28 protein-coding genes and 2 pseudogenes are annotated in these 24,580 nt (G+C 62.0%); 18 read left to right on the forward strand and 12 right to left on the reverse strand.

Annotated elements, in window-relative coordinates; translation table 11 throughout:
- Positions 1-68: 68 nt before the first annotated feature.
- From ECTHA_RS17345 to ECTHA_RS0106575, 4 genes are all read right to left on the reverse strand, one after another.
- Entirely contained in the window at positions 69-1,121 is a 1,053-nt protein-coding gene (locus tag ECTHA_RS17345; RefSeq protein ID WP_025282952.1) for an AlbA family DNA-binding domain-containing protein, read from the reverse strand.
- A gap of 360 nt (positions 1,122-1,481) precedes the next feature.
- The gene (locus ECTHA_RS0106565; protein ID WP_128571970.1) at positions 1,482-1,778 is read right to left on the reverse strand and encodes a hypothetical protein; all 297 of its coding nucleotides are present in this window, start codon (positions 1,776-1,778) and stop codon (positions 1,482-1,484) included.
- A gap of 171 nt (positions 1,779-1,949) precedes the next feature.
- Positions 1,950-2,429 carry a DUF456 domain-containing protein gene (locus ECTHA_RS0106570; protein ID WP_025282954.1) on the reverse strand — a complete coding sequence of 160 codons (480 nt, stop codon included), beginning with the start codon at positions 2,427-2,429 and terminating at the stop codon, positions 1,950-1,952.
- Positions 2,430-2,480: 51 nt separating this feature from the next.
- On the reverse strand, positions 2,481-3,038 hold the full coding sequence (locus ECTHA_RS0106575; RefSeq protein WP_025282955.1) for a DUF2459 domain-containing protein: 558 nt from the start codon (positions 3,036-3,038) through the stop codon (positions 2,481-2,483).
- Positions 3,039-3,320: 282 nt separating this feature from the next.
- Here ECTHA_RS0106575 and ECTHA_RS18950 point away from each other — a divergent pair, with 282 nt between their 5' ends.
- The 6 genes from ECTHA_RS18950 (at position 3,321) to ECTHA_RS20745 (ending at position 6,923) form a co-directional block, all read left to right on the forward strand.
- Positions 3,321-4,013: a metal-dependent hydrolase gene (locus ECTHA_RS18950; RefSeq protein ID WP_084306790.1), complete on the forward strand. Its 693-nt coding sequence runs from the start codon at positions 3,321-3,323 to the stop codon at positions 4,011-4,013.
- A 53-nt stretch (positions 4,014-4,066) separates the two neighbouring features.
- Positions 4,067-4,690, forward strand: coding sequence for an IS607 family transposase (locus ECTHA_RS0106585; RefSeq protein WP_025282957.1), 624 nt, complete (start codon positions 4,067-4,069; stop codon positions 4,688-4,690).
- Positions 4,687-5,880, forward strand: coding sequence for an RNA-guided endonuclease InsQ/TnpB family protein (locus ECTHA_RS0106590; protein WP_025282958.1), 1,194 nt, complete (start codon positions 4,687-4,689; stop codon positions 5,878-5,880). The genes ECTHA_RS0106585 and ECTHA_RS0106590 overlap by 4 nt, the downstream gene beginning before the upstream one ends.
- 334 nt (positions 5,881-6,214) lie before the next feature.
- Positions 6,215-6,679, forward strand: coding sequence for a helix-turn-helix domain-containing protein (locus ECTHA_RS0106595; RefSeq protein ID WP_025282959.1), 465 nt, complete (start codon positions 6,215-6,217; stop codon positions 6,677-6,679).
- On the forward strand, positions 6,680-6,844 hold the full coding sequence (locus tag ECTHA_RS19390) for a hypothetical protein (RefSeq protein ID WP_238984787.1): 165 nt from the start codon (positions 6,680-6,682) through the stop codon (positions 6,842-6,844).
- Between the two features lie 7 nt (positions 6,845-6,851).
- The gene (locus tag ECTHA_RS20745; RefSeq protein WP_473216908.1) at positions 6,852-6,923 is read left to right on the forward strand and encodes a hypothetical protein; all 72 of its coding nucleotides are present in this window, start codon (positions 6,852-6,854) and stop codon (positions 6,921-6,923) included.
- A gap of 345 nt (positions 6,924-7,268) precedes the next feature.
- On the opposite strand, the gene ECTHA_RS0106605 is transcribed toward ECTHA_RS20745, so the two are convergent.
- Both ECTHA_RS0106605 and ECTHA_RS17355 read right to left on the reverse strand, forming a co-directional pair.
- Complete coding sequence (locus tag ECTHA_RS0106605; protein WP_025282960.1) at positions 7,269-8,447, reverse strand: trans-sulfuration enzyme family protein; 1,179 nt, start codon at positions 8,445-8,447, stop codon at positions 7,269-7,271.
- A 27-nt stretch (positions 8,448-8,474) separates the two neighbouring features.
- Positions 8,475-9,185 carry an ArsR/SmtB family transcription factor gene (locus ECTHA_RS17355; RefSeq protein ID WP_025282961.1) on the reverse strand — a complete coding sequence of 237 codons (711 nt, stop codon included), beginning with the start codon at positions 9,183-9,185 and terminating at the stop codon, positions 8,475-8,477.
- A 99-nt stretch (positions 9,186-9,284) separates the two neighbouring features.
- Between ECTHA_RS17355 and ECTHA_RS0106615 the strand changes: the two genes are divergently transcribed.
- The 4 genes from ECTHA_RS0106615 to ECTHA_RS0106630 all read left to right on the forward strand — a co-directional run bounded on the left by ECTHA_RS0106615 (position 9,285) and on the right by ECTHA_RS0106630 (position 12,444).
- Positions 9,285-9,626 (forward strand): carboxymuconolactone decarboxylase family protein, encoded by a 342-nt coding sequence (locus ECTHA_RS0106615; protein WP_025282962.1) that lies wholly within the window; start codon positions 9,285-9,287, stop codon positions 9,624-9,626.
- A complete protein-coding gene (locus ECTHA_RS0106620) occupies positions 9,627-9,839 on the forward strand; it encodes a hypothetical protein (protein ID WP_025282963.1) in 213 nt (70 codons plus the stop codon).
- Between the two features lie 136 nt (positions 9,840-9,975).
- On the forward strand, positions 9,976-11,361 hold the full coding sequence (locus ECTHA_RS0106625; protein ID WP_025282964.1) for an ethylbenzene dehydrogenase-related protein: 1,386 nt from the start codon (positions 9,976-9,978) through the stop codon (positions 11,359-11,361).
- 90 nt (positions 11,362-11,451) lie between these two features.
- On the forward strand, positions 11,452-12,444 hold the full coding sequence (locus tag ECTHA_RS0106630) for an aldo/keto reductase (protein ID WP_025282965.1): 993 nt from the start codon (positions 11,452-11,454) through the stop codon (positions 12,442-12,444).
- Positions 12,445-12,636: 192 nt separating this feature from the next.
- On the opposite strand, the gene ECTHA_RS0106635 is transcribed toward ECTHA_RS0106630, so the two are convergent.
- Both ECTHA_RS0106635 and ECTHA_RS0106645 read right to left on the reverse strand, forming a co-directional pair.
- Positions 12,637-12,963, reverse strand: coding sequence for a rhodanese-like domain-containing protein (locus ECTHA_RS0106635; RefSeq protein WP_025282966.1), 327 nt, complete (start codon positions 12,961-12,963; stop codon positions 12,637-12,639).
- 91 nt (positions 12,964-13,054) lie between these two features.
- Positions 13,055-13,483: a CBS domain-containing protein gene (locus ECTHA_RS0106645; protein WP_025282967.1), complete on the reverse strand. Its 429-nt coding sequence runs from the start codon at positions 13,481-13,483 to the stop codon at positions 13,055-13,057.
- Between the two features lie 221 nt (positions 13,484-13,704).
- Between ECTHA_RS0106645 and ECTHA_RS0106650 the strand changes: the two genes are divergently transcribed.
- The 5 genes from ECTHA_RS0106650 (at position 13,705) to ECTHA_RS17360 (ending at position 19,257) form a co-directional block, all read left to right on the forward strand.
- On the forward strand, positions 13,705-15,315 hold the full coding sequence (locus tag ECTHA_RS0106650) for a BCCT family transporter (protein ID WP_025282968.1): 1,611 nt from the start codon (positions 13,705-13,707) through the stop codon (positions 15,313-15,315).
- 749 nt (positions 15,316-16,064) lie between these two features.
- Positions 16,065-16,928 carry a helix-turn-helix domain-containing protein gene (locus tag ECTHA_RS0106655; RefSeq protein ID WP_025282969.1) on the forward strand — a complete coding sequence of 288 codons (864 nt, stop codon included), beginning with the start codon at positions 16,065-16,067 and terminating at the stop codon, positions 16,926-16,928.
- Positions 16,929-17,269: 341 nt separating this feature from the next.
- The gene (locus tag ECTHA_RS19395; RefSeq protein WP_238625633.1) at positions 17,270-17,818 is read left to right on the forward strand and encodes a hypothetical protein; all 549 of its coding nucleotides are present in this window, start codon (positions 17,270-17,272) and stop codon (positions 17,816-17,818) included.
- 21 nt (positions 17,819-17,839) lie between these two features.
- A complete protein-coding gene (locus ECTHA_RS0106665; RefSeq protein ID WP_025282971.1) occupies positions 17,840-18,469 on the forward strand; it encodes a DUF1326 domain-containing protein in 630 nt (209 codons plus the stop codon).
- A 5-nt stretch (positions 18,470-18,474) separates the two neighbouring features.
- The gene (locus tag ECTHA_RS17360; protein WP_025282972.1) at positions 18,475-19,257 is read left to right on the forward strand and encodes a DUF2182 domain-containing protein; all 783 of its coding nucleotides are present in this window, start codon (positions 18,475-18,477) and stop codon (positions 19,255-19,257) included.
- A gap of 290 nt (positions 19,258-19,547) precedes the next feature.
- On the opposite strand, the pseudogene ECTHA_RS17365 reads toward ECTHA_RS17360, so the two are convergent.
- Positions 19,548-19,889, reverse strand: a pseudogene (locus ECTHA_RS17365) (integrase core domain-containing protein); the annotation flags it as partial.
- Positions 19,890-20,291, reverse strand: a pseudogene (locus ECTHA_RS20350) (hypothetical protein); the annotation flags it as partial. It lies immediately after the preceding pseudogene.
- A 115-nt stretch (positions 20,292-20,406) separates the two neighbouring features.
- Between ECTHA_RS20350 and ECTHA_RS0106685 the strand changes: the two are divergent.
- Both ECTHA_RS0106685 and ECTHA_RS0106690 read left to right on the forward strand, forming a co-directional pair.
- Entirely contained in the window at positions 20,407-20,781 is a 375-nt protein-coding gene (locus ECTHA_RS0106685) for a SirB2 family protein (RefSeq protein WP_025282975.1), read from the forward strand.
- Positions 20,782-20,803: 22 nt separating this feature from the next.
- A complete protein-coding gene (locus tag ECTHA_RS0106690) occupies positions 20,804-22,039 on the forward strand; it encodes an NnrS family protein (protein WP_025282976.1) in 1,236 nt (411 codons plus the stop codon).
- A gap of 426 nt (positions 22,040-22,465) precedes the next feature.
- Here the strand turns inward: ECTHA_RS0106690 and ECTHA_RS0106695 are convergent, their stop codons facing one another.
- Positions 22,466-23,119, reverse strand: a complete 654-nt coding sequence (locus ECTHA_RS0106695; RefSeq protein WP_238984788.1) for a hypothetical protein — start codon at positions 23,117-23,119, stop codon at positions 22,466-22,468.
- 20 nt (positions 23,120-23,139) lie between these two features.
- Between ECTHA_RS0106695 and ECTHA_RS20520 the strand changes: the two genes are divergently transcribed.
- Positions 23,140-23,265 (forward strand): hypothetical protein, encoded by a 126-nt coding sequence (locus tag ECTHA_RS20520; RefSeq protein WP_274520734.1) that lies wholly within the window; start codon positions 23,140-23,142, stop codon positions 23,263-23,265.
- Between the two features lie 43 nt (positions 23,266-23,308).
- Here ECTHA_RS20520 and ECTHA_RS17370 read toward each other — a convergent pair whose 3' ends face one another.
- Entirely contained in the window at positions 23,309-24,163 is an 855-nt protein-coding gene (locus ECTHA_RS17370) for an SDR family NAD(P)-dependent oxidoreductase (protein WP_025282978.1), read from the reverse strand.
- Positions 24,164-24,580 lie beyond the last annotated feature (417 nt).

A 24,580-nucleotide genomic window follows, 5' to 3' on the forward strand; every position in this document is an offset into this window, starting at 1 on the left:
ACACCCGCCAGACCTCCCTGTTCGACGACGAGCAGGATCCCTTCTGAGTCCTTGCCCCCGGGCGCGAGTCACCCAAGGCTCGCGCCCCCAGCTTCCCGCATCCGTTCACCTTCCAGGAATCTTCCACCCGAGGGCATAATCCGGGAAAACACTCGGCCTGTAGCCAGGATCTGTGTGGGAAAAGGGGCGTGGAATAATCTGGGAAACAACACCGGGTGCAAGTTCAGGAAGATGTCGCCGCGCTGGGTGTAGGGGCGATGCACCAGGGCGTTGACCAAAAGCTCGCGCACCACCACCTCGTCGAAGGCGGGCACGTTCTGTCGGTACAGGCCATCCGGCAGTTCGTAGTGCTCCCGAAAGTCGGGCACCCCCAACCAGACAGCCTCGATCAGTTCCATCGGATTCAAGGTGTGGTCGTCCCACACCAGCTTGTTGACCTTCTGGCCGCGCTCGTCGTACTTGATGAACTGGATTACCGGTGCTGTGGTCAGCTGCGCACGCTGATGCTGCTGCCCCAGGCACAGGATGCCCAACTGGGCTAGGTAGCCACCTTGTGCGAGCTGGTAATGGTCGAGCAGCTCGTCATCGGACTTTTCCTTGACGGATGGCTTGACGCGGTCCGATGCCCTCAGCGCATTCATCAGCTTGCCGAGCTTGTCAGGATCGGTGGCTGATCTGGGCACCTGCAGCGTGGTCTGGGTTTCCCAGGGCAGCGCCGCACGCTCCGCCGCCAACCGGAGTACATCGTCACCGGTGACAGGTTTACTCTGGTCGGCCACGCGCAGGAAGTAGCGGCCATCAGTGGTCGATGCCACCGCGATGGCCCGGGGAACAGCGAGGTTGATGTATTGACCGCCATTGGCTGCGGTGACCACATCCGGAAGCACGGCCACGTTGACGCTGCGCTCGGCAATCTTACGCCGGATGGTGTCCGTAAGATCGGTGGGAATCTGTTGGCCCGCGGGTGGCGCGTCCTGACCGTCCTCGATGCCGAGCAACAGGCGACCGCCCGTCGCGTTGGCGAAAGCGATGCAATCCTTGACCAGCTCGTTCCAGTCGGCGCTCTTGCCGATCACGGACCGCAAGGACTTTTGGTCGAGGAGTTGGCCTTCCTGGCTCAAACGGCGCACTCCTGCAAGCTTGTATTCATTGTGCGCATGCTTCGATGTCCCCGATGTGGCCTCGGGATGCTATCAGACGCGGATACTGTCTGTCGCTGGGAGTGATCTTCTGGGCTCACGGGAAATGGGGTAGCGGCGGCCATGATTCCCCCATTGTTCTCAGGATTACCCCGCAGTCAACGCGGACCGAACTTCGTGATGACCTCCAGCCGTGGGGCCATGTCTTCCACCTCACCGCTCCAACCCCTCATGTACCTGCCAGCGAGACCGCCAACCACAGCACGCGACAAGAAGACGGACCGCCACCCGGTCGAAGAAAACCATCCACTGTGCTCATCTCGGTCCCTGCTTGATCAGGTGTCAGTTGCAACCCCCCTGACGAGGCAAGTTGGTGCGCCAGTTGCCTGGAGAGGGAGACTGGGACTGATTGCAGAAGCGGCTCACGATCTCGTCATAGGAGCGAGGGCCGGTGATTTCGCTGGCATTTCGGTTCTGGAGGATGCCGCGCCCGGTGAGGGCCGCCGTGTTGCAGGCCACGTGGTAATCGCCATTGGGGAGTTTTCCCCAGTAACAATTGCTGGAATCCAGGGCGTGAGCGGGTGAGGCCATCAGAAAGCCGGCGCCGAAAAAGATCAGGATCAGAAGATATCGAGACATGAGAATCACCTGTAAGGTCTTGGCATGGAACACGGTCGGGTTCTACCCGAACCACGTGCCCAGCTTTGTGCAGGACCCGGCAGATGACAAGTCGACCAGTTGTCGACCGAGGGACAAACGGCGCTCAGGGAGAACGGACGGTCTGACTCCGATACCGACCGACCGCCCGGTTCAGAAGAGTCGCACCGCCAGAAACAGGGCCACCATGGCAAGCCCCAGGGCCACCTTGGCTGCCGTGCCCAGAATGAGGCCCAGGGTGGCCCCCCAACCTGCCCGGCCCGCCGCCAATAGGTCCCGACGGGCAGAAAGCTCCCCCAATACGGCGCCGATGAAAGGCCCCAGCAGAAGGCCGATCAAACCGAAGAACAGGCCCACCACGGCACCGATCGTGGCCCCGGCCACGGAGCGCGCCGAGGCTCCGTAACGATGTGCCCCGAATGCGCCGGCCACGAAATCGGCCAGGGAGGCCAGAGCGGCCATGGCACCCAGCACCAGCAAGGTACCCAGCCCCACGTACGCAAAGCCCTCGGCCCAGGCCGCCGCCCATAGGCCAAGAAACAACAACAATGGCCCCGGGATGGCGGGGAGCACTAACCCCGCGACACCCGCAACAACCAGCAAGACACAGAGAACCCAGGCGAGAATTTCCATGGGGGAGAGTCTAGCAGTGGAAGACTTCAGCCTTGTAACGGTCGGCGGCCATCACTCCCCCGATTGAACACGCCAGCGCGACCAGACCGGTTGCCCCCTCACCTCCAGGCCCAGATCCCGCAACCACTCGGCCACCATCCCATTGGAATTGGAGCTCAGGCTGTAATCCCGGGGGTGCTCCACGAACTCCAGGTCGAATCGGGCGTTGTAAAGGCGGGTGGACAGTTGCTCTTCGTACACTGCGTCCAGTGCCTGTTGCAGAGAACGCGCCTCGCGGGAAGCCACCTCCAGGGGGATGATCTCGGCGATTCCCACGCGCACGCGGGAGCGCACCGTTGTCTCATCCGGTGGGCCTTCCAGCACACGACGCCCCAAGGTCGCCTGGGTGGGCCACATCAATGCCCTGAACCCACTCTTCCAACCCATGTCGGCCTCGGCATAGTAAGACCAGTCACCGTAGGAATACCGCGTCATGGCGGTGTCATCGGGCCCCGGCAGGACCAGGCTGGAGTGGCGCCCATGGTCCAAGAGCAGCACCGTGACCGGGTCCTCGGGCGGTGAATCCGGCTTGACAATGGTGGCGCCGCAGCCTGTCAGCAGAGCCACCATACCGCACAGGATCATCGCCTTTGCCGCGAACGCCCCCACTGGCCGCCCAGCCTTCCACGGCTCAAGGTTCATGCCTGCCGCCATTGATTCCCTACCTCGTGATGAAACATGGCCACCAGCCTGCACCAGCCCCACACCCCGTGACAACGCAGGGGGTGAACGCCGCAAAAGGCTCAGGTAGTTCGCGATCCACGGAACCCACCCCCCGCACCTCTGTCCATTCATTCAGCTTTGATGATAACATTCTGAATGAATGCGATTTTTAATAACAACAAATACTAAATGGCCAATTTCGCAACGCATGTAAGTGTCGCGGGGATGTTCGCGGCAGGCCTGGCCGGCGCCACTCTGGCCACGGGGAATCTGGATGGCTGGGAATCCCTGGGATTGATGCTCTTCCTGGTGGCCGGCACCCTTCTGCCCGACATTGATGTGGATGGCGGGCGGCCCCAGCGGGCCCTGTTCGGGGCACTCTCGCTGGTGGCTGCCACCGCAGTGGTGGCAATACTGCCCGCTTCCTACAACCATCGGGTGGACTGGCTTCCCCAGATCGAGCCCATTGGATGCGAGATCTTCGCCCTGGCCCTGCTGGCCTGGTTTGTGGTGCGCTACCCCCTGGCGATGCTGTTTCAGCGCCTCAGCCGACACCGCGGGCTGTGCCACAGCCTGGTCGTCGGCCTGTGCTGGAGCCTGGGGTGGGTTTACGTGGGTCTGCAGTGTCTGACGGCGGACGTGCTGGTGATCTGGCTGCAGGGCGTCGCCATCTTCCTGGGGTTCCTGATCCACCTGGTGTTGGACGAGTTGTACAGCGTCGACATCAACAACGCCCGCATCCGACGCTCCTTCGGTTCCGCCCTCAAGATCCTGCAACCGGACTTCCCACTGGGCTCCATTGCCGCTTGCATCCTCCTGGGGGTGCTGATCTGGCTGCTGCCTTACCCCGAGGAACTGCTGCAATGGTTGGTCGCGCTCTGAGGGCTTGAGCAGTTCGCTTGAAATCTATTCATATATTACCGATACTTTCCAATATGAAAAGATTGTCAAGCATCGGTGAGGCCGCCAACGCGCTGGGCGTGTCCATTACGACACTGCGCCGCTGGGAGGCATCGGGCAGGTTGGTGCCTGAGCACACAGCGGGCGGCCATCGCCGTTACGACCTGGCGAAACTCCGGCCCGAGATGTTCCGGGCTGAGGAAAACACAGGGCGACGCACCGTGGCCTATGCCCGTGTGCCCAGCCATGATCAGAAGGAGGATCTGGAGCGACAGAAACAGGTTCTGGAACTTTACTGCGCTCAGCAGGGATGGACATTCGAGTTGATTTCCGACCTTGGCTCGGGGATGAACTACCACAAGAAAGGGTTGAAGCGACTGCTTGATGCCATCGTCGATGGGGAAGTCGGGCGACTGGTGATCACCCACAAGGATCGGCTTTTGCGCTTCGGGGCCGAGTTGGTCTTTGCCATCTGCGAAGCCAGGGAGGTCGAGGTGGTGATTCTCAACCAGGGTGAAGATACGACCTTTGAGGAGGATTTGGCGAAGGATGTGCTGGAGATCATCACCGTGTTCAGTGCCCGACTTTATGGCAGCCGCTCGCGCAAGAACCAGAAGCTGCTGGATGACGTGAAGAAGGCCGTGGAGGACGCGACATGATCCGTGCCCACAGGATTGCGCTTGCGCCCAACAACAGGCAGGCGACCTATTTTGCCCGCGCGGCCGGCACGGCGCGTTTCGCCTACAACTGGGCGTTGGCCGAATGGCAGTGCCAGTACGCGGCATGGAAGCAGGACAACAGCCTGCCCAAGCCCTCGCAGGTCGCACTGCGGCGCCAGTTGAACGCCATCAAGCGCGAGCAGTTTCCGTGGATGCTGGAGGTCACCAAAACGGCACCGCAGATGGCGATCATCCAGCTGGGCGAAGCGTTCAGGAATTTCTTCGCCGGTCGCGCCAGGTACCCGAAGTTCCGCAAAAAAGGCGTCCACGACCGCTTCACCCTCACCAATGACCAGTTCCGCGTCGAAGGCTCCCGCATCCGCATCCCCAACCTTGGCTGGGTGCGGATGCGGGAGTCGTTGCGCTTTGCCGGCAAAATCATGTCTGCGACGGTCTCCCGCGTCGCCGACCGCTGGTTTGTCAGCATCACCGTGGAGACCGAAGATCCACCCAGGCGACCAACTGAAAACCAAGGCTCGGTCGGGGTGGATCTGGGGGTGTCGGCACTGGCCACGCTCTCGACGGGAGACACCATCACCGGCCCCAAGGCGCATACCGCCCTGCTCAAGCGACTCCGGCGGGTATCACGCAGCCTGTCACGCAAGCAAAAAGGTTCCAGCAACCGGAACAAGGCCAAGGCAAAACTGGCACGACTGCATGCCCGCATTGCCAACATTCGCCAAGATGCCTTGCACAAGCTCACGTCGGATCTGACCCGTCGGTTTCATACCATCGGCATCGAGGATCTGAATGTGCGCGGCATGATGGCGAACCGGCATCTGGCCCGCTCTATTGCCGACATGAGTTTTCATGAGTGCCGTCGGCAACTGGCGTACAAGGCAGATCAGCGGGGTGGACAGGTGGTGGTGGCCGACCGCTGGTTCCCCAGCAGCAAAATGTGTTCGGTCTGTGGAGCAGTGCAGAAGGCAATGCCACTATCCACGCGGCAGTGGATTTGCCCGGACTGTGGCGTACACCACGACCGGGATGTGAATGCGGCAAGAAATCTTGCCCATTACGCCGTGAGTTCCACGGTGTCAGCCTGTGGAGAGGAAGGCGCTGGCTCAGGTCGCGAGACCGGAGTGAAACCGGCCTCTGTGAAGCAGGAAATCAGCACTGAACCTGTTTAGATGCTTATGAATAGGTTTGGGTAGGTATGATGGAACGGAACCGTCGAGGCTGTTTCTGATAAACACCGTCATTGCGTTCGCGGTGAACCGCCAGGCCCAAAACGAGCGCGGTCGGGACTGGTGATCGAGTCTGCGCTGAGCGCGTCTAGTGGCATAGGACACTCGTTTCCTCCCACGAGCCAACTGTGGGGCGGTCTGGCGCCGAAATGGGTGTAGGTGCGTGCCTTCTGCCTGCCCGCCCGGAAAGACCATCTTATTTCGGATATTTCGATTATTCGTTCATTTCGCTTACACTCTGCCTCATGACGCTGTCAAAAGCTCCCAGGAGGCTGCCATGACCACACTCTCTCCCACCCATTCGTTGCCGACAGCCGAAGAAGTTGCCATCGCCCGCGAGAGCGGCCGAGCGTTGTCCGCCTTCCTGCAGACACGCGCGGAAACGCAGCAGATCGAGATCCTCGACGACAAAGGCGCGTCGCATCCAGTCCGCGTCCCGGTGTCGGCGCTGCGGCTGCTCGTCGACGTCCTGACCGAAATCGGTGAGGGCAACGCGGTCAGCATCATCCCGATTCACGCCGAACTGACGACCCAGGACGCAGCGGACGTGCTCAACGTCTCGCGGCCCTTCCTCGTGCAGTTACTGGAGCGCGGAGAGATCCCGTTCCACAAGATCGGAACGCACCGGCGCGTCCGCTACCAGGATGTGGTCGCGTACAAGGAGCGGATCGACGCTGAGCGCAGCAAGGCCCTCGATGCACTAGCCGAGCAGGCCCAGGCGCTCAAGATGGGGTACGAATGAATGAGTTCGCACTTCACCGTCATCTACGACGCGTGCGTGCTCTACCCGGCACCGCTGCGCGACCTGCTGATGCGCCTGGCACTGACCGATCTGTACCGGGCGCGCTGGACGGAGAGGATCCACGACGAATCGCCGATCGCTGAAGAACCCGCCCAAGACGGTTGACGAGTACCTGGACACGCTGCTCAAGCAGGGGCTGACACAGACCGTCGGCCAGTTACGGGACTGGAAGGTGGCGATCTGACGGATGCGGGGTCGATTCCGGTTTCGGGAATCTGGTCGCATACGTTGAAATCCATCTCAGGATCAAGGTTTCCGTGCGTCGGCAGAATGTCGGTGAAGGGTCGTTCGTGGGCGGCGCCTGAGTGCCCGCTTCGGGTCGCCAAGAGACGACTGATGACCGCTGTTGGCAGTGGTCGGCCCTGAGCTGCCGTGCGGCCACCTCTCGGCCCAGACCAGCCACCCAGTCTTCCGGTAACAATGGCTGCAATGACCCAGGCTGCGGACACGCATCCCCTACTGAGACGGCTGTGGTGGGGCGCTAGGCACGGAGAACTCCCCGGCAGTTCCCCCGAAGGCTCCGTGCAAGCTAACTGCCTTCGAGCGCCTGTTCCAGATCGGTGATCAGATCCTCCACATCCTCCAGGCCCACCGACAGTCTCAGCATGGCATCGCTGATGCCTCGGCGGGTGCGTTCCTCGGGTGATAACCCATGATGGGTGGTGGTGCACGGCTGGGTCACCAGACTCTCGGCACCCCCGAGGCTCGGGGCCAGGGCGAAAAGCTGCAGACGATCCGCCACCCGGGTGGCGGCCTCCCCGCCGCCCTTCACCTCAATGGTGAGCATGCCCCCAAAACCCTGCATCTGCCGGGCCGCCAGGTCGTGGCCCGGGAAATCGGGCAGGCCCGGATACAGCACCCGCTCCACACGGGGATGGCGAAGCATGGCTTCGGCAATGGCCTGAGCCGAGGCATTCTGCCGCTGCACGCGCACCGACAGGGTGCGCAGGCTGCGTGCCAGCAATGCGGCTGTTTCCGGGGCGATCATGGATCCCAGGTTCTTGCGCCAGTTCCACACGGGCATGAGCAACTCGCTGGAGCCCATGAGAGCGCCGGCGGTGAGATCGCTGTGGCCACCCAGGTACTTGGTGGCACTGTGCACCACCAGGTCCGCGCCCAGGGCCAGAGGCTGCTGGTTCACCGGGGAGGCAAAGGTGTTGTCGATGGCCACCAGTGCACCCTGGGCATGGGCCCGCTCGGCAATGGCCTGGATGTCGAACAGTTCCAGGGCCGGATTGGTGGGGGTCTCGAAGAAGACCAGTCTGGCCCCATCGGCGAGCAATGCATCCAGGCGGTCCAGTTCGTGCCCGAGGATCAGGTGTGTCTTGATACCCAGCAGGGGCAACTGGCTCTCCAGCAACTCCAGGGTGCCGCCGTAGGCATCCCCCATGCAGATGATGCCTTCGCGACCGTGGGTCAGGAACAAGGCGGTCTCGGCCGCCATCCCCGAGCAAAACGCCCAGGCCATCTCGGCCCCTTCCAGACCGGCCAGGGTTTCCTCCAGGGCGAAGATGGTGGGGTTCATGCCATAGCGGGTGTACAGACTGCCGGGCCTATTGCCGTCCACCACCTCCAGCAGATCGGCGGTGGACTCGAATCCGAACGTGGTCGTGTTGTAGATGGGGGTGTGTGGACTCCCCTGAGGATCCCGGCTTGATACTCCATGAATGGCGCGGGTGGCCATGCCTTGGCGAGATGAGGTGGACATGTGGGCTCCTTAGATTTTCAGAACGGACTAGCGGTCACTCATGTGCGCGTGATCATTGGATGAAACCGCAGCCGGGGATTCCAGCGGTAGACCGGCTGCCTGCCACTCGGAGACGCCATCGCTGAGCTTTTGAGCCTGATATCCCCGGCGCCGCAGCAAGGCCACGGCCTCGTCGGACAGGACACAGAATGGCCCCCGGCAGTAGGCCACGATCTCCCGATCCGTGGGCAACTCGGCCAGTCGGGCCTCGATCTCCGCCAGCGGCAGTGAGCGGGCAAAGGGCAGATGAGCCGTCTGATACTCCTCCGGCGGACGCACGTCGATCACCACCACCTCCCCCTGGCGCGCCCGGGCCAGCAGATCAGCCCGGCTCCGGGCATCCAGCGTCTCGATGTCACCCGACATCCGTTCCAGGGTGGCTCGCAGTTCCAGCAGGTGCTCCTCGGCCACGCATCGCACCATCACGTTCAGGGAGGCCACGTCCTCGCCGGACAGGCGATAAAAGATGAAACGCCCCTGTCGGCGCGTCATGACCAGTCGGCCTTCCTTGAGCACCCGCAGGTGGGCGCTGGCCAGCTTGATATCGATACCCGCCTCTTCCGCCAGGCGATCCACCGACTTCTCCCCCTGAGCCAGGAGATCCAGGATCTCCAGACGCTTGGGGCTGGACAGCGCCTTGCCGATGCGGGCCACCTGCTCATAGAGCAGATCCTGAAGGGTGCGATGGGTCTGGGTCATGGCAAAGGGTTGCGGCACTCAAATTGTCTGTAGCACACTCTAACGACCGTTAGATATTAAACCTTGACATCCATCAATAGAAACACGCAGGAGACGAATATGCACAAAGACTGGAATCAGACCGCGAAGCAACTGGGTGGGCTCATGCAGGAAATGGGCAGTGGCATCCCGGAGGTCGCCAAGGCCTTTGGTGCGATGGACAAGGCCGCGTGCCACGAGGGAGCGGTGTCCGCCAAGCATAAGGAACTCATGGCCCTGGCCATCGGCATCGCCCTGCGCTGCGAGGGCTGTATTGCCTTCCATACCAAGGCGGCCATCAAGCACGGCGCCACCCGCGAGGAGGTCATGGAAACCATCGGCCTGTCCATCTACATGGGCGGCGGCCCGTCCTATGTCTATGGAGCCCAGGCTCTGGAAGCCTTCGATCAGATGAGTGGGTGAGTGGGCGCACAGGCACTGATGCGCGGTGCCAATGCGGCTGTCGTGGGCATCCTGGGGGCTGCCCTTTATCACCCGGTCTTCACCAGCGCCATCCTGGGTCCCCACGAGTTTGCCCTGGCACTCACAGGCTTTCTCCTGCTCAGCGTCTGGAAATTGCCCGCCTGGGCAGTGGTGATCATCCTGGCCGCTGGCGGCATCGTCATCACCCTGTAGCGGGCATCTCCATGCCCGAAAATCCGGCTCACCGAACGCCCGGTGGGAATGCATGCCATGGCCATGCTTGATTTCCTGCAAAGCCATCGAATAGGGTCAGGCATCGGTGGATATTGCATTTGATCAAGGAGATCCCATGAAACACCAGCCGCTTCACCTGTCGGGTACGGTTTTCACTGTCCTGGCGATGACCGTGACGGGATCGGCCCTGGCCGCCGAGCCGGAGTTCGTCGACGAAGCCCGCAACGTGTACATCCCCGCCCAGGAGGAGCGTCTGCGCACCCTGCGGGTGGGCGCGGTCTACAACGACGAGCACATCCAGATCCGTTATGAATTCGAGACCGACAATCCCAGTTGGTATCACCAGTACTGGATCTTCGAGGACGGGGAATGGATCCGTTACGGACGCGGATCTCCAGGGCCGGATCCCCATGGGCTGTACGAGGACCGGATCTCCATGATGCTGGACGACGGATCGGTGCCCCACTTTGGCGAGCATGGCGCCTACATGACCGTCCATGAAGGTATGCGCACCCTCACCGATGCCGCGGATGGCGAGGCAGTGCGCGCGCATCCCGTCCTGGGCGAAGACATGGGCCGCTCCGACGTGCGCAAATACCTCCCCGGCAGTCGCGACGCAGCCGATGATGAAGTCTCCTGGGACAAGCTCAAGTCCGATGACGAGATACAGGCCCTGCGCGAACAGGGATATTTCCTGGACCTGTGGCAATGGCGCGCCCATCGCAGCCATCCGGTGGGGCATGCGGACAACAACTACGTGCTGCACTATCGCCTGAACAGCGAGGGCCAGGGGCCCTTCACCGACAACTGGGACGACAAGGCGGAGCGACCCGCCTGGATGTTCAACCCCGGCATCACCGGCTTCAAGGCCATGGATCGGCAACGCCTCATGGACCGTGACTACGGACAGGATGACTGGTACTACCTGTCCGAAGAAATCGCTGTCCCCTTCGACCCGAATCACGACTGGCAGGAGGGCGATGTCCTGCCCCAGCGCTTCCTGAGACAGCCCACCGGGAGCCGAGGCGCCATCGCCGCCTCGGGCGGCTATGAGGAGGGCGCCTGGCGCATTCACCTGACCCGTACTCTGGAAGCCCCCAACCCGCTGGACAGCAAGTCACTGGAGGATGGCGGAAGCTATCAGGTGGCCTTTGCCGTTCATACCGATGCCTCCGGCGCCCGCTGGCACCTGGTCTCGCACCCGCAGACCCTGGGCCTGGGCGTGGACGACGCCGACATCGTGGCCCAGCGCGTGGAGGGCGACCTGGACACCGCCGAGGTGGAATGGACCGAATTGCAGGTGTATTACCCGGGCCAGATCACCTGGCAGTGGCTCAACCGCGACGATCACCCGGGCCGCGAGGCCATCGAGGAAGGGGACATCGGCATACGCGAGATCCACCTCACCCTGGAAGAGATCGCCGCCTTCTCGGTGGCCTTCGAACGCCAGAAGCTGGGGGTCCAACCCGAGGACGATGACCGGGAAGAGCACAGGGACTGAGGGGCACGGCGCCGCATGGGGTGATCCCCCGGGTCAGCCGGTCTGGTCCTGCATCGCCACCAACAATCCGAAACACGCACGGGAGGTACCATGGAAACCACGCCACTGAAAGGCAGCCCTTTCGAGGCCTCGCGCATTGCCCTGGGCACCTGGGCCATCGGTGGCTGGATGTGGGGTGGTACGGATGACGAGACTTCCATCCGCACCATCCATGCCGCCCTGGACCAGGGCATCAACCTCATTGATACCGCGCCCGTTTACGGGTTCGGCAAGTCCGAGGAACTGGTTGGCGAGGCCATCCGCCGCCGTGGCGGCCGTGACCGCGTCCTCATCGCCACCAAGGTGGGCCTGGAATGGACCGCCGAAGAGGCGGTGCTGCGTAACGCCAGCGCCGATCGCATCCGGGCCGAGGTGGAAGATTCCCTGCGCCGTCTGCAGACCGACTACATCGACCTCTACCAGGTCCACTGGCCCGACCCGGCAACACCCATGGAGGAAACTGCCGAGGCCATGACCCGATTGCTGCGGGAGGGCAAGATACGCGCCGTCGGTGTCAGCAACTTCAGTCCCGCGCAGATGGACACCTTCCGCGAGATCGGTCCCCTGCACGCCTGCCAGCCACCCTATAACCTCTTCGAACGGGGCATCGAAGCGGATGTCCTGCCCTACTGCCGGGAAAACAGCATCACGATCCTGGCTTATGGCGCACTCTGCCGGGGCCTGCTCAGCGGTCGCATGGGGGCCGACACACGCTTCGACGGCGATGATCTGCGCCAGTCCGATCCGAAGTTCCAGTCGCCCCGGTTTGACCAGTATCTTGCGGCCGTCCAGGCCCTGGACCACTTCGCCCGGGAGCGTTTCGAAAGCGATGTCCTGCATCTGGCGGTGCGCTGGCTGCTGGACCAGGGCGCCGACATTGCCCTGTGGGGTGCACGCCGCCCCGAGCAGGTCGCCACCGTCCATCGGGTCATGGACATCGGGCTGACCGGGGAAGACCGCGATCAGATCGACCGCATCCTCGACACCCACATCACCGACCCGGTAGGGCCTGAGTTCATGGCACCGCCGGCACGCAACGGGTGATTCTTTACAGTCTCGGGTCGTTACGGATTCATCTATCCCAGCGCAAGGGATACCGAGGGCGGTCAGTGTGCGGGGGACCGGTAAGTACCGCGCCGGAGACGAGGATCGTGTCTCCTGCTCCGGCGCGGGTCTGGCAAAAAACCCCGGAACATTGTCCGAGGCATGCTTCAGACCGATTGACCTACACGATACTCAGGCGGCTTTTTTCTGCTCGAACCAGTCCTGGGTGCCGCCCTCATAGTCGAGGACATCAGTGAAGCCGGTATTGTCGAGCTTCGCCGCGGCCTTGCGGGAGGCGTCGCAGTCGAAATTGGCGCAATAGACCACGATCTTGCGATTCTTGCCCCCGACGACGCGATCCACCTGATCGGCAAAGTCATCGGATGCCACGGGGATGTTGATGGAAGTCCGGATGTGTCGTTTATTGAAGACCTCCCGGGGAAGCACGTTGATGAGGACGAAATCCTCATGATGCTCTTCATTCATTCGCTTGAGTTGTTCACGATCGATGGTTTTCATGTCAGAACTCCTCATGTCGATGCAGGTTCGGTGCATGTCAGTCGAGCGGAATCCCTTCCGCAGGGCGGCGGTCCTGCAGGCCGTCTGAGGTTCAAGCGGCGTCCGCAATCCTCTCTGCGGCCCGCTCGGCGGCCGCTTCGTCCCCATGTCGGCGAATATCACCCACGGTGATGATGCCGCTCAGGCGCTTGGATTCCGGGCTGTCCAGGACGACCAGCCGATAGACCTGTTGATCGGCCATGCTTTGCGCGGCGGCATCCAGCTCGTCGTTGGCAAAGCAGTACAGAACCTTCTCGCTCATGGCTTCCCGGACCGGGGTATGGGAAGGATCCTTGCCCTCGGCGAGGCAACGAATGACCATGTCCCGGTCAGTCGTGACACCGATCAACCGCTCCTGGTCAGCATCGGTGACTGGTAGAAAACCAGTCCCCATATCCCGCATTTTCCTGGCTGCGTCCGTGATCGATGATCCACCGGTGATGGTGTCGATACTCTTTGTCATTGCGTCGGCGATCTTCATGACTGCCTCCTTTTTCTGGTGGCTTACATGGATTGGGACAGCAGTGACCACATGAGTTCCTGGAGCAAGGTAGCGGCCCGTGTTGGGCAGGTGCACATATAGCCCCGGGAGAGAATACCCCGGTTGATCTTATGCCAATGAGCACTACACTCAGCTAAAAGCCAACCATGGATCAACCTGGGAGGCCTGGATGCCGGGTCTTATCCAAGGAGACATGACTCATGAGCGAGCACAAAGGGCGTCGACCCAAACCAGAAGAAATAAAAAGGATCGAGCGAATCTACGACACGGACTACGAAGTCGGGCAGGACAACATCAAAGCCATGGGGATGGACATTCACAATCCTGTGTTTGTCATCAGCGCGACATTGATCCTGGTGTTTGTTGTTCTGTCCCTGATCCTCCCCGAAGTGTCGAAAGAGGCCTTGGAGTCGACTCGGGTCTGGATTGGAGAGCAGTTCGACTGGCTGTTTCTGACAGCCGGCAACCTGTTCGTTCTGTTTTGCCTGGCCCTGATCATCTTGCCGGTGGGAAAAGTCCGACTGGGTGGCCAGGATGCCAAACCCGAGTTCGGCTATCTGTCATGGTTCGCGATGTTGTTCGCCGCTGGCATGGGGATCGGCCTGATGTTCTGGGCGGTGGCCGAGCCCGTGGGTTACTTCACGGAATGGTTCGGTACCCCGCTCAATGTGGGCGGCGGTGATGCAACGGCTTCCCTGGGGGCCACCATGTACCACTGGGGCCTGCATCCCTGGGCGATTTACGGCGTCGTGGCCTTGTCGCTGGCCTTTTTCGCCTACAACAAGGGCATGCCACTGACCATTCGCTCGACGTTCTACCCGCTGCTCGGCGACCGGGTCTGGGGCTGGTTCGGCCATGTCATTGATACACTCGCCGTTCTGGCCACACTGTTCGGTCTGGCGACGTCGCTGGGCCTGGGAGCGCAGCAGGCGGCCAGCGGTATGGCGTTTCTATTCGGCGTCGATGGCGGCCTGATGACTCAGATTGCGATCATCATCGGGATCACCGCCATAGCCGTGATTTCGGTGATCCGGGGCATTCACGGCGGTGTTCGTCTGTTGAGTAACATCAACATGCTCGTCGCCCTGGCATTGCTGATTTTCGTCATGATTGCCGGGGGCCTGATCGCCTTCGCCGCCAATGCAGGCACGACTGTCTGGGGTTACGTCCAGTACATACTGCCGCTGGGCAATCCGGTCGGCCGTGAGGACACCACCTTCTATCATTCCTGGACGGTCTTCTTCTGGGCCTGGTGGATTTCCTGGAGCCCGTTCGTGGGCATGTTCATCGCCCGTGTTTCAAAAGGTCGTACCGTGCGCGAATTCATGACCGCTGTTCTGATCCTGCCCATGCTCGTGACGGTGGTATGGATGAGCGCCTTTGGTGGTGGCGGCATTGATCAGGTCAGGGAGGGCGTGGGTGAACTGGCCGGCGGCATCGGCGAGTCCTCGCTGGCCCTGTTCCAGATGCTCAATGAAATGCCGTTCACGAGCATCACCTCCTTCCTGGCCATCGTGCTGGTCCTCGTGTTCTTCATCACATCCTCGGATTCCGGCTCGCTGGTCATCGACAGCATCACCTCGGGTGGCAAGCTGGACGCGCCTACGCCACAGCGTATCTTCTGGGCTGTGCTCGAGGGCACGGTGGCCGGCATGCTGTTGGCCATCGGTGGCGATGCGGCCCTCAATGCGCTTCAGGCCGGCGCGATCAGCACCGGCTTGCCATTCACCATTGTGCTGCTGTTCATGTGTGTGAGCCTGGGCATAGCGCTCTATCAGGAGTTGAAGCTGATCAAGCACGGCTATGCCTGACCGGCAATCCACTCGATGCACGGGGAAGCGGCCCCAGTACCGAAAGGTTGCGGGGCCGCTTCCCCCGCCGGAAGGTGCACGCCCCGGCTACCGTCATGGGGCTTGGCGTTCAGTCAAGTGAGGAATGATCTGCAGGAACATTTTGATCCACCTGAGCAGCCAGTCAGGCGCGGCGGCCGCTCGGCACAGCGTTCAAATGGTGATCCACCCGGTCAGTATCCCGACGCCCACGACTACCGCCATCACGGGGCCGACCCGGCCCCCCAGTTTCAGCCCGCCAATGCCCGGCGACAGTCCTGCCTTGACCGTTTGTTACGTCCCACCCTATCAGAGGCCCCCCATCACGCCCTCTCTGAGGCGAAATAAAGAGCTCGCCCCGCATGAGCCTCACCAAAACATGGGAATAACCTGTCCGGTCCAGAGCGGTTTGGAGTCACTGGTCAGTGCAGGCCCTATGCCCGCTTTGGGTCTAACCGCCCCCAAAAGTACCCATCTGTACCGCCCTCAGTTTGATCGGTCGGGGTAGATACACTGCCGTGCAGTGCAGACCCAGTGAGTGCCATGGGGGCTGGAGCAATATTCGGACGAGCATCTCAGGAAATCGACTCCGTCGAGTCCCGCTCCAAAAGAGACTGTCATTCACAACCCCAAATAATATACTAAAATACTAGGTAATAAGACTGGCTTTCATGCTGGTTACCGCGGGGACGTACAAGGGGTGATCCGTCATGCAACACGGGCGCTCACACATGCTGCAGGCCTATGCCCGGGAACGTTCGGTGCCGTCATTGCGGGAGTCTCGTGTGGCGCCGGATCGTGGGTTCAGCATGATGGAGGGCGCCCAGGATGCCGGCGAATTCTCCACGCCGGCCGTCAGCGACCTGATGCTGAGCCAGTCGGTTGGTCCTGCTTTCCACTATGTCTGCGACATCGGGGCCGGTCGATTTTCGGGACAGACCCAGCCGATGGACTTTGTTGCGGTTGCTCCCAACGTGGATACCTATTGCAGCGTTGCCGGCCCAGCCCGCCTGCGTTTTTTGGGTATTCCCGGCAAGTTTGCACGCGCCTGCCTGGAGCGTGATGCCAGCGATCCTCTGGATTTCGGCGCCATCCACACACGCCATCACCGCGACCCGTTGATCATCCAGGGTCTGACCCTTCTGTGGCAGGAGATAGAAAGGGAAGACCCGGCCGCGCGGATCTTCGTGGACGGCATAACGGCCGCCCTGGTGGTCCGTCTGAGCCGTCTGTCCCAACAGGTCGCCAGGGCGGAGGACTGTCGAGGGGGCCTGGCTCCACACCACTCGGCACGGGTGATCGAGTACATGCAGAGCCACCTGGATAGGCGCGTCACGCTGGCCGAGCTCGCGTCGCTGTGTGACTTGTCGCCATGGCACTTTTCCCGGGCCTTTACACACTCCCATGGGGACCCGCCCCATCGTTATCTGACGCGCCTGCGCCTGCAGAGGGCCCGGGAGCTGCTGGAAACCACCTCCTTACCCATCTGCGCGGTCGCATCGGCCACGGGCTATTCGCATCAGCAATTGGCGCGCCATTTTCGTCTGACCACCGGCATACCCCCCGGCACCTACCGTCAGCAGTTTCGTGACTAGACCCCGGTCCTGGCCCGATCGGATGGCTGAAGGCATATTACTTCCTACCCTATCCACATGTTCCACGCCATTCGGCCACCTGTCCCACGGTGATTCGGCTGAAGTAGCCGGACACTCATTCTGCGCACGTGTCCACAATAAACCCGCAAGATCCGTCGCCCATGCGCAAGATTATGCAAACGCTTGTCCAATCTGACTCCTAGGCTCATCACCAAGGCTGCCAGTCGGGTATCCCATGTCGGGAATCCACTGCGCTGGCCACCCTGGCAAGAGTGAAGGCTCCTCTCGTGCTCACCCACCCCGAGATCGGAGCCGGGAGGTCGATGATGACAAGAGTTTCAGTGATTCTACTCACCGCGATGCTCGCCCCAGCGGTTGCAGCCCAGCATGACCGACAGACCGACACATCGGTCAGTGACGATCAGCAGATCGGCACCGTCGCGTTCGGTGCGGACTGCGTCGATGACGCCCAGCAGGCATTTGATCATGCCCTGGGGCTGATGCACCACATGATGTACGTTCAGGCCCGCGACGAGTTCGACGCCATCGCCCAGGCCCACCCCGATTGCGCCATGGCCCACTGGGGCGTGGCGACCACACTGTTCCAACCGCTGTGGGCCACGACGCCAAGCGATGCCAAGATCGCCCGTGGCCGAGAGGCCATTGAGCAGGCGCGTGCGACGGAGGATTCAGCAGCAGAAAGCATCCGCGAGGCCGCATTCGACCAGCATCCCCACCAGGGGACGTTTCCCGGCGCCTTCCACCTCGCCGCAATTCCGGCACGGCTGGCGGTGGAGCAGCGCGACTGGGCGGACCGGCTGCTCGAGATCGCACCGGACGCTGAGCGCGACAGCATCGACCCAATCAAGACCCTGGCTCAGCGCGATTGAGCCGGCGAAAGGAGCGTACCCATGTCCCAATCAACCGAATCTGCCTATCAACTCGATGGTACCTTGCTGGAAATCTGTTCTTGCGGAGTGCCTTGCCCCTGCTTCATCGGCGAGGATCCTGATGGGGGCGAATGCCTTGGTGTCATCGCCTTTCATCTGCATAAGGGAATGATCGGAGACCAGGATGTCTCCGGACTCACGGTTGTCAATGTGGCGCACATCCCGGGCAATGCCCTGGCCGGCGGTTGGCGCAGCGTACTGATCATCGATGATCAAGCAACCGACCACCAGCACAATGCCCTGGTGTCCGCCTTTTCAGGCCAATTAGGCGGCAGCCTCGCGGATCTGGCGGGACTGGTGGGGGAACTGGTGGCCGTCGAGCGTGCCCCGGTGATCCACGAGGTGAACGAGGCGAACGGTCAGTTCCGGATCCCGGGCATTGTCGAGGCGCAGATTACGCCCATCCAGTCGTCTCCGGATGGCACCACGGCAACGCTGCGTGACAGTGCCTTTTCGACCGTCAAGGATGCACCGGCCTATATCGGCAAGTCGACCAGCTATAGAGTAACCCTGCCGAATCATGACATGACCTGGTCTTTCGAGGGACGTAATTCCATTCAGACCGCATGGCACATGGAGCATCAGCCGTGAATACGATGGCCGGCACTCCGGTGCGACGCGTATGGAGCGCGTCGCCGCTGGTGCTGACAGCCATTCTGTTGGCTTGGGCGTTGGCTTTGGCCTCGGAATTCACCGGCGTCCCGGGTTGGGTCCATCATCATCACCTGCTGAGTCCGGACATGGCGGCCTGGGCGAGCATTGGACTGTTTCTGGCCGCCTGGCAGATCCACATCGCCGCCATGATGCTGCCGTCCACATTGCCCATGATCGGCCATTTTCGTCATATGGCTGCGGCGCAACCCCGCCCTGTCGCGGCCAGATCTGCGTTCCTGATGGGATATCTGATCGTATGGACCGGCTTTGGCATCGCGGCATCCCTGACGTACCTGGGCGTTCACGCAGTGATCGAACACTGGCACTGGCTGGCATCGCGGCCGCAGGTGGGTGTGGGTGGCGTACTGATACTGGCGGGGGCCTTCCAGTTCTCGGGTCTGAAGGATCGCTGCATGGAAAAGTGCCGCCATCCCGTTGCCTTCCTGATGGCCCATTACCAGCGTGGCGTGCCCGCAGCACTGAAGCTGGGTCTCAGGCACGGCCTATTCTGCCTGGGATGCTGCTGGGCCCTCATGCTGGTGATGTTCGCCGTGGGCATCGCAAACCTTGCCTGGATGGCGCCTCTGGCACTGCTGATGCTTTACGAGAAGACAGGAAGTGCCGGCGATAAGATCGTCCGCCCGGTGGGCGTGGTGCTTATCCTGATCGGATTGGGCATGATGATGTTCGCGGGCCCGATGTCCATCGAACATCATCACGGTTGATCCAGCAGCCCGCCGATGTCAGCTGAGATCCTTGCCGCGCAGACCCCCCTTGTTACGTCCCGCCCTACCCGAGGCCTCCCATCCCGCCCTCTCTGAGGCGAGATAAAGATGTCGTCCCAAACTGAGTCCCCCAAAGGTGGGAATAACCCGTCCGGTTCAGAGCGGTTTGAGGTCGCTGGTCCGCGCAGGCCCAATGCCCGGCTTGGGTCGGCTACGGGCATAGCAAGCATGGCTCCGGACAACTCGGCCACCTCTTGGCCCTGTTCTGGTCAAGTCGCAGCGGACACGGATTAAGCAGCAACCGCTAGAAAATGTTGCTGTGGGGTGATGTACCCCAGGGACGAGTGGAGCCGGTCGCTGTTGTACTCCGTCTCGATGTACTGAACGATGTCCTGCCGGGCCTGCTCACGGTTGAGGTAACGCTGGCCGGCCAGCCACTCGCTTTTCAGTGAACCAAAGAAGCGCTCCATGACAGCATTGTCCCAGCAGTCACCTTTCCTGCTCATGGAGGCCACCATCTGGTACTTCTCCAGGCGCTGCCGGTACACACGCGATGCGTACTGGCTACCCCTGTCGGCGGTTACACATCCTGCCCGATGTCGCTTATGTCTGCGACTCACCCGCGCTCGGCCTTATTCGTCCTTTGACAGGCTGCGCTGCAGGGCAAAGAAGCCCAGCGCGATGTCGTCCGGGTCGGCGCCGGGCCGGATCTCCAGCCGGGCCCGGACCGCTTCGGGGTCGACGTGGCTGGCCGCGACGTCCTCGGCTGGCAGGTAGTGCAGCCACCAAGCGAGCGCCGCCTGGGTCGGTACCTCGATCCATGGATCGAGTTCATCCCCCAGCCGTTCGGCATGGGCGCCCAGATCCTCGTTGAAGAACGCCTTGAGGCTGTCGAGCCGGCCTTGCGGGTCGAGGTCCGCGGCGGCGGTGTCGGCCAGGTCGAGTCATTCCTCGTCGCCGAAGATGCGCGCCCCGGCGGCCAGCGCCGCGATGGCCTGGCCTGAGGTGTGGGCGCAGGTGGTGCGGTCGATCCGCGACATCGCCGGAGCACGGAACTGGATCGGTCAATTCGTGGCGATGGCCTCATCGGCTGGCACCGCTTGATCAGGATCAAGGGGGCAATGGCCACACACTCGCGACAATCCCCCCATGTATCTGACCATCAAACACCTGCACGTCGCGCTGGCGCTGATCTCCATCTCCGGGTTCATCGCTCGTGGCCTGCTGCACCTGCGCCACTCGCCCAGGGTCAGGCACCGGTTCGTGCGCATTGCCCCTCATGTGGTGGACACTTGTCTTCTGCTCACCGGGCTTTGGCTGGCCTGGATGTGGCAGATGCACGTGGTGCTTCAGCCCTGGCTGATGGCCAAGCTCACCGCCCTGCTGGCGTATATCGTCCTGGGAATGGTCGCTTTCCGCTTCGCCCGAAATGATGCCAGTCGGGCCACCGCCTGGTTGCTGGCCATCCTCGCGTTCGGCTACATGCTGCTGGTGGCTCATACCAAACAGGCCTTCCCCTTCTGATTTCCCCGCCCACGGTACCCCTATGCTTAACCTGGCGACAAAGACCTGGAATCAGTACAGCGCCGCACCCCATCGACTCATGTTCCTGCCCGGCATGATCCAGTTGCTGCTGATCATGATCCACTGGGGCATCGAACTGACCGGGCGGTACACCACGTTGTGGTCACCCCTCACGCTGAACGTACCGGGCTTTGCCCTTCATCCATTCCTGATGCTCTATGGGGTCTTTCCGTTCTTCATGTTCGGTTTTCTCATGACCACCTATCCCCGCTGGATGAACACGACCGAGATCCCCCGGTCCCGCTATGTGCCGGCCTGGGCAGGCCTCACCGTCGGCATGGGCCTGTTCTACCTGGGCCTGTTCACTCAGCCCATCTGGGTCACCCTGGGGCTTGTGCTGTTTCTGGCCGGCTGGGCCTGGGCGCTGGCGGCACTGTGGGCCGTGTATCGTGGCGCCCCCGCCGCCGACCGTTACTACGAAACCTGGCTCAACGCAGCCCTGGTAATGGGATGGCTGGGCGCGGCAGCCTGGCTCGGGTGGCGGCTGGGCGCTCCCACCGTCTGGTATGCGTTCTCCCTGAAGGCCGGATTCTGGTTGTTCCTGATCCCGATGCTGGTGATCGTCGCTCACCGGATGATCCCGTTCTTCTCCAGTTGCGTGCTTCGCCCCTACACCCCGGTGCAACCACGCTGGTCGATACCACTGATGGCGGTCGCCGTGACCGGTCATGTGGTGCTGTCCTTGACGGGGCATTGGCAATGGCGATTCATCGCCGACTTTGCCCTCGCCTTTCTGGCGCTGCATCACGCCTGGCACTGGGGCTTTCGCCGCGCCCTCGCCCACCGTCTGCTGGCCGTGTTGCACATCGCCTGGGCCTGGTTTGCCGTGGGCATGCTCCTGCACGGAGTGCAGAGCCTGATCCTGATGACGACCGGACACGGGTGGTTCGCTCACGCACCTCAGCATGTCCTTGCCCTGGGCTTCATCACCACCATGACCCTGGGCATGGCCACCCGGGTCACGCTGGGGCACTCAGGACGTGCCCTTCAGGTCAACGGGTTCACCTGGGCCTGCTTCCTATCACTCTCTGGAGCCACCCTCACTCGCGTGGCGGCCGATGCGCCCTGGCTACCGGGGGGATACACGGGACCATTGAACCTGACCACCGCACTGATCTGGCTGACCTTCATCACCCCCTGGGTGCTCTACTACGGCCCCATGCTATGGCGTCCCCGTGCCGATGGTCGGCCAGGGTAAACAACCTAGGAGGCGACTGACCTCACCAGTCCCAGCTCAGCGGCACAGGTCAGGCCCGATTCTGGTCTACCTGGGCACTGGATTCAGAATCTGCCGTCTGATTCCGTGTCTCACAGTGTCTCCAGTAGGGCTGTCAGATACAGGTCATAGCCGCCGCTACCGCCCGGGCGGTTGGATGATGTTACGTCCCGCTCTATCCGAGGCCTCCCATCCCCCCCTCTCTAAGGCGAGACAAAGATGTTGTCCCGAACTGAGTCCCCCAAAGGTGGGAATAACCTGTCCGGTTCAGAGCGGTTTGGGGTCGCTGGTCAGTGCAGGCCACATGCCCGGTTTGGGTCGCGTCGAGACAACTGATGCCTGCCCCGCTGGCGATCGGGCTGCTCATGTCCGATTCGTGAGAGGCGTCACCCTGCCCGCAAGTATTGTTCAAAAGCGATGGCGGAGACCGAAAGTGACGAAATTCGAACCCGACGCCTTGCTGACAATGTCATAGGCTCCGGAACGGTGATGGATTCGGATGAAGCCCTCCCACGCGGTGTAAGATGCCTTTGGCGGTGCGAATGCCAACTCCGTCATCATAAACACCAGCACGCGACTCGCGCGTTGGTCCCCGCGTGACTCGACGGGCGGCCGTTCGAATGCATACGATGGACCAAGACCGTGGGCAAAGGACGTATCCAGGTAATGATCCCAGGGGAAGGTGCGCCAGCGCAGGCTGGCGGCCGCATTGATTTCAAGGTGGTGCTGTTTCCCCCAGTGCTGTGCCGCGTTGATCTCGCCTTCCAGGTCCAGGTGCTCGCTGAATCCGTGCAAGACGCCTGATAATCCGGCCGCCACCAGGTAAGAACTGCGGAAGTTGGTGCGTGTGGTCAGGATTTCGCCAAGGCGGTTGTCGCTCCATTGGCCCGCATACACGAACACGCTATGACTGGGCGAATCACCCCCAAGAGGTGCTGACGCAGGTTCCGGCGTGGAGTGCGCCCCGCCCCTGCCGTCCGCGGCCACGGGTGTTGCAAGCACGGCCATCAAGGGCAGCGCGCGGGCCGGGAGGCGAAACCGAGCGAAGCCGTGGTATTTCATTCGAGAACCCATGCATCGGAGTGTGGAACAAGAGTCACGAAGCGTTCTCACGCACCACTCAGGATACGGCTCACGATTCCCTGGCCTGCCTGCTGCTGGCCGATGCCACACGTGCCCTGATGAACGCCGGCCCGGCCCGAGGCTGAATGCACCCAGGGCAGGAGATCTGCCCGAAGGATCATGCGCTGATCATCGGCCCGGGTCTTCACGGTCCTCCTTGACCGTGTCGCCAGGCCCGGTACCTGAATCGGGCGCAATGATGGTTCGTTGACGAAACGGTGCCAGCAGCAATCGCCCGATGGCCCGCCCGGGTGTCAGCCAGCGGATGCGGCTACCATGGCGACGATCGTTCAGCACGCGTTCGGCGAGCCCTGGGGCGACGGTATCAACAGTGTCACCAAAGATGTTGATAAAGCGACGTATTTGCCGGGCCTTGCCGTCGTGGATACTCAATGCGAGCAGATCGGTCGGCACCACCCCGGGGTTGATACTGCCCAGCCGGACGGGCGTGCCTTGCAGCTCATCAGCAAGGGAACGGGTGAAATAACGCAGTGCGGCCTTGCTGGTACCGTATAGCGTACTGCCGCGGCGACGCTCGTTGCTGCTTCCCCAGCCCTCGAGGGTGTAAATCCGGCCATGACCCTGGGCGAGCATGCCGCGTGCCGCAATGTGGCAGCCGTGCAGGGTGCCGAGCAGATTGATGCGTATCAACTGCTCGATTGTGGCTGGGTCATGCTCCCAGAAATCCACTTCATGCGAGTTGACGGCGGCATTATTGATCCAGATATCCACGCCGCCGAAATGCTCGACCGCAGCATCCCAGAGCCTCTGCAAAGCTGAGGGGTCGGCGACATCGCAGGTCTGCCCCTGTAACCGGGCCTCATCGGCAGCGGTTGCGTCTCGCAGTCGCCACAAGCCTTGCGCCAGTTGTTCGGCATCGCGACCGCAGGTCATCACCCTGCATTGGCGTTGCAGAAAGGCACGCACCAGACCATAGCCGATGCCACGGGTGCCACCGGTAATCACGACGACCGGCTGTTTCAAGTCTTTGCTCCTCCCGGGCTGCGGAGTGGCATGACAGCGCTTCAAGAGCCTAGTCGATACCACGGCGCGCCATCAAATCCGCGAGCCCAATGTTTCCAAATCAGGACTCCAGGGCGTTGCCAGCGCCACCGGCCGTCCCCTGGTGATCCGGACTGCCCGAATGCGCGCCGCGATGACCCCATCCATCAAAGCTCGTCACGTTTACACTCGCGACAAGGATTTAACGGTGGCGGCGGGCTGGTACCTCCTGGCGCTGGGAGCCGTCGGTGAGCCTCAATCACCCTGGGGGGGGGGCATGCTCAGCATACGCCTCGTCGGCCGGCGAAACGCAAACGCGCTGACCGCATCTGCATTGGTCGCCAGAAGACCACCACCTTCCGCACGTGCCAGTCTCTGACCGTCTGCCCCCTCACATCC

It is taken from the genome of Ectothiorhodospira haloalkaliphila ATCC 51935 (assembly GCF_000633935.1).
GTDB classification, from domain to species: domain Bacteria; phylum Pseudomonadota; class Gammaproteobacteria; order Ectothiorhodospirales; family Ectothiorhodospiraceae; genus Ectothiorhodospira; species Ectothiorhodospira haloalkaliphila.

Bases quoted from the DNA above. Each gene is read 5' to 3' on its own strand.
- ECTHA_RS0106565 (WP_128571970.1), bottom strand. From the start codon at position 1,778: ATGTCTCGATATCTTCTGATCCTGATCTTTTTCGGCGCCGGCTTTCTG.
- ECTHA_RS0106570 (WP_025282954.1), bottom strand. From the start codon at position 2,429: ATGGAAATTCTCGCCTGGGTTCTCTGTGTCTTGCTGGTTGTTGCGGGT.
- ECTHA_RS0106575 (WP_025282955.1), bottom strand. From the start codon at position 3,038: ATGGTGGCTCTGCTGACAGGCTGCGGCGCCACCATTGTCAAGCCGGAT.
- ECTHA_RS18950 (WP_084306790.1), top strand. From the start codon at position 3,321: ATGGCCAATTTCGCAACGCATGTAAGTGTCGCGGGGATGTTCGCGGCA.
- ECTHA_RS0106585 (WP_025282957.1), top strand. From the start codon at position 4,067: ATGAAAAGATTGTCAAGCATCGGTGAGGCCGCCAACGCGCTGGGCGTG.
- ECTHA_RS0106590 (WP_025282958.1), top strand. From the start codon at position 4,687: ATGATCCGTGCCCACAGGATTGCGCTTGCGCCCAACAACAGGCAGGCG.
- ECTHA_RS0106595 (WP_025282959.1), top strand. From the start codon at position 6,215: ATGACCACACTCTCTCCCACCCATTCGTTGCCGACAGCCGAAGAAGTT.
- ECTHA_RS19390 (WP_238984787.1), top strand. From the start codon at position 6,680: ATGAGTTCGCACTTCACCGTCATCTACGACGCGTGCGTGCTCTACCCG.
- ECTHA_RS0106605 (WP_025282960.1), bottom strand. From the start codon at position 8,447: ATGTCCACCTCATCTCGCCAAGGCATGGCCACCCGCGCCATTCATGGA.
- ECTHA_RS17355 (WP_025282961.1), bottom strand. From the start codon at position 9,185: ATGACCCAGACCCATCGCACCCTTCAGGATCTGCTCTATGAGCAGGTG.
- ECTHA_RS0106615 (WP_025282962.1), top strand. From the start codon at position 9,285: ATGCACAAAGACTGGAATCAGACCGCGAAGCAACTGGGTGGGCTCATG.
- ECTHA_RS0106625 (WP_025282964.1), top strand. From the start codon at position 9,976: ATGAAACACCAGCCGCTTCACCTGTCGGGTACGGTTTTCACTGTCCTG.
- ECTHA_RS0106630 (WP_025282965.1), top strand. From the start codon at position 11,452: ATGGAAACCACGCCACTGAAAGGCAGCCCTTTCGAGGCCTCGCGCATT.
- ECTHA_RS0106635 (WP_025282966.1), bottom strand. From the start codon at position 12,963: ATGAAAACCATCGATCGTGAACAACTCAAGCGAATGAATGAAGAGCAT.
- ECTHA_RS0106645 (WP_025282967.1), bottom strand. From the start codon at position 13,483: ATGAAGATCGCCGACGCAATGACAAAGAGTATCGACACCATCACCGGT.
- ECTHA_RS0106650 (WP_025282968.1), top strand. From the start codon at position 13,705: ATGAGCGAGCACAAAGGGCGTCGACCCAAACCAGAAGAAATAAAAAGG.
- ECTHA_RS0106655 (WP_025282969.1), top strand. From the start codon at position 16,065: ATGCTGCAGGCCTATGCCCGGGAACGTTCGGTGCCGTCATTGCGGGAG.
- ECTHA_RS0106665 (WP_025282971.1), top strand. From the start codon at position 17,840: ATGTCCCAATCAACCGAATCTGCCTATCAACTCGATGGTACCTTGCTG.
- ECTHA_RS17360 (WP_025282972.1), top strand. From the start codon at position 18,475: ATGGCCGGCACTCCGGTGCGACGCGTATGGAGCGCGTCGCCGCTGGTG.
- ECTHA_RS0106685 (WP_025282975.1), top strand. From the start codon at position 20,407: ATGTATCTGACCATCAAACACCTGCACGTCGCGCTGGCGCTGATCTCC.
- ECTHA_RS0106690 (WP_025282976.1), top strand. From the start codon at position 20,804: ATGCTTAACCTGGCGACAAAGACCTGGAATCAGTACAGCGCCGCACCC.
- ECTHA_RS0106695 (WP_238984788.1), bottom strand. From the start codon at position 23,119: ATGAAATACCACGGCTTCGCTCGGTTTCGCCTCCCGGCCCGCGCGCTG.